Source organism: Paracoccus sp. PAMC 22219, assembly GCF_000787695.1.
In the GTDB taxonomy this organism is placed as follows: domain Bacteria; phylum Pseudomonadota; class Alphaproteobacteria; order Rhodobacterales; family Rhodobacteraceae; genus Paracoccus.
This window is the reverse complement of record NZ_BBPH01000213.1, coordinates 1-1483: the sequence shown is the minus strand read 5'-3', so window position 1 is coordinate 1483 and position 1483 is coordinate 1. Positions and strand designations below refer to the sequence as shown.

General features: G+C 65.5%; 2 protein-coding genes and 1 pseudogene. All 3 read left to right on the top strand.

What is annotated here, in order from left to right; translation table 11 throughout:
• Nucleotides 1-122: pseudogene (locus TY51_RS22300) on the top strand (phosphate ABC transporter, permease protein PstA); the annotation flags it as partial.
• 21 nt (nucleotides 123-143) lie between these two features.
• Nucleotides 144-941: a phosphate ABC transporter ATP-binding protein PstB gene (pstB, locus tag TY51_RS18760; RefSeq protein ID WP_042252679.1), complete on the top strand. Its 798-nt coding sequence runs from the start codon at nucleotides 144-146 to the stop codon at nucleotides 939-941.
• A 15-nt stretch (nucleotides 942-956) separates the two neighbouring features.
• Nucleotides 957-1483 (top strand): phosphate signaling complex protein PhoU (gene phoU, locus TY51_RS18755; protein WP_042252676.1); only part of this gene is annotated, 527 nt, incomplete at its 3' end.

Sequence of the window (1483 nt, the reverse complement as noted above, 5' to 3'; positions counted from 1 at the left end):
AGCGGAGCGATCCTGCGTTTGTTGAGCGGGCGTCTGGCGCGATCATTGTTCTGCTGATCTTCCTTCTGTGCATGAACCTGCTGGCGATCTTTCTGCGCCGCAAGTTCGAGCGCCGCTGGTGATCGGCCCACAGGAGAGCCACCATGTATGACATCACCCGATCGGAGAGCGCCGTGAGCCAGCAGGACATCAAGATTTCCGCACGCAACGTGCAGGTCTTCTACGGCGACAAGCAGGCCATCCGGGACCTGAACGTCGAGATCCTGGACAAGACCGTCACCGCCTTCATCGGCCCGTCGGGCTGCGGCAAGTCGACCTTCCTGCGCTGCATCAACCGCATGAACGACACCATCGACAGCGCCCGGATCGAGGGCGAGATCACCATCGACGGCGAGAACATCTATGACCGCCGCATCGACCCGGTGCAGCTGCGCGCCAAGGTCGGCATGGTGTTCCAGAAGCCCAACCCGTTCCCCAAGTCGATCTATGACAACGTGGCCTATGGCCCGCGCATCCACGGCCTGTCGCGCAACAAGGCCGAGCTGGACGAGATCGTGGAGCGGTCCCTGCGGGGCGCCGCGCTGTGGAACGAGGTCAAGGACCGCCTGTCGGAACCCGGCACCGGCCTGTCGGGCGGCCAGCAGCAGCGCCTGTGCATCGCCCGCGCGGTCGCCACATCCCCCGAGGTCCTGCTGATGGACGAGCCCTGCAGCGCGCTGGACCCCATCGCCACCAGCCAGGTCGAGGAGCTGATCGAACAGCTGCGCACGCAGTTCTCCGTGGTCATCGTGACCCATTCGATGCAGCAGGCCGCCCGCGTCAGCCAGAAGACCGCCTTCTTCCACCTGGGCAACCTGGTCGAATACGGCGACACCGACGACATCTTCACGAAGCCCCGGGACAGCCGGACCGAGGCCTATATCTCGGGCCGGATCGGCTGATCGAAAGGATCTGACATGAACCGCGACAAGCATATCTCCTCGGCCTTCGACCGCGACCTGGAGACGATCCAGGCGATGGTCGTGAAGATGGGCGGCATGGTCGAGGCCGCGATCACCGACGCCTCGACCGCGCTGGACACCCGCGACCAGGAGCTGGCCGACCAGGTCCGCCGCCGCGACCGCGCCATCGACGCGATGGAGATCCAGATCAACGAGGACGCCGCCCGCCTGATCGCGCTGCGCGCCCCCACCGCGACCGACCTGCGCATGGTGCTGGCGGTGATGAAGATCTCGGCCTCGCTGGAGCGGGTGGGCGATTACGCCAAGAACATGGCCAAGCGCACCGAGGTCCTGTCCCAGATGCCCGCCATCGCCGGGTCCGGCATGGCCCTGCGCCGGATGAGCCAGGCGGTGAACAAGATGCTGCAGGACGCGCTGGACAGCTATATCCGCCGCGATGCCGATCTGGCCCATGACGTGCGCCAGCGCGACCTAGAGGTGGACCAGATGTACAACGCGCTGTTCCGCGAGTTCCTGACCCA

Excerpts from the sequence above, each read along its gene's own strand:
- pstB (WP_042252679.1), top strand. The coding sequence starts at position 144 with ATGTATGACATCACCCGATCGGAGAGCGCCGTGAGCCAGCAGGACATC.